Genomic DNA, 264 nt, shown 5'->3' on the forward strand with positions numbered 1-264 from the left:
TACTCCATCCTTCTCCATAACTGAAAAAGGTATGTCATTATTAACTAATGATGTCTGTATTTTTTTCAAATCATCATTATTATCTATTGCAGCAACTTGAATAGTATACATATCCCAGCCTTCTATAGTAGCTAACTTGACTTCTTCTGGCTCTTTAGTGTTATTTACCGCTTTTTCTGGATTAGTTTCTTGTTTATCATCTGAATTGGTTTGTGATTTAGATTTTTTCCCTTTTTTTATTGAATTTAATTCATCAGATATATC

The 264-nt window shown here is 29.5% G+C and carries 1 protein-coding gene; it reads right to left on the reverse strand.

Annotated features, from left to right (window positions below):
• Positions 1-264, reverse strand: a 264-nt coding sequence (locus KK062_RS31310; RefSeq protein ID WP_254088128.1) for a hypothetical protein, incomplete at both ends; no start/stop codon positions are given.

The sequence above is a fragment of the Dawidia cretensis genome (assembly GCF_018598175.1).
GTDB classification, from domain to species: Bacteria; Bacteroidota; Bacteroidia; order Cytophagales; family Cyclobacteriaceae; genus Ohtaekwangia; species Ohtaekwangia cretensis.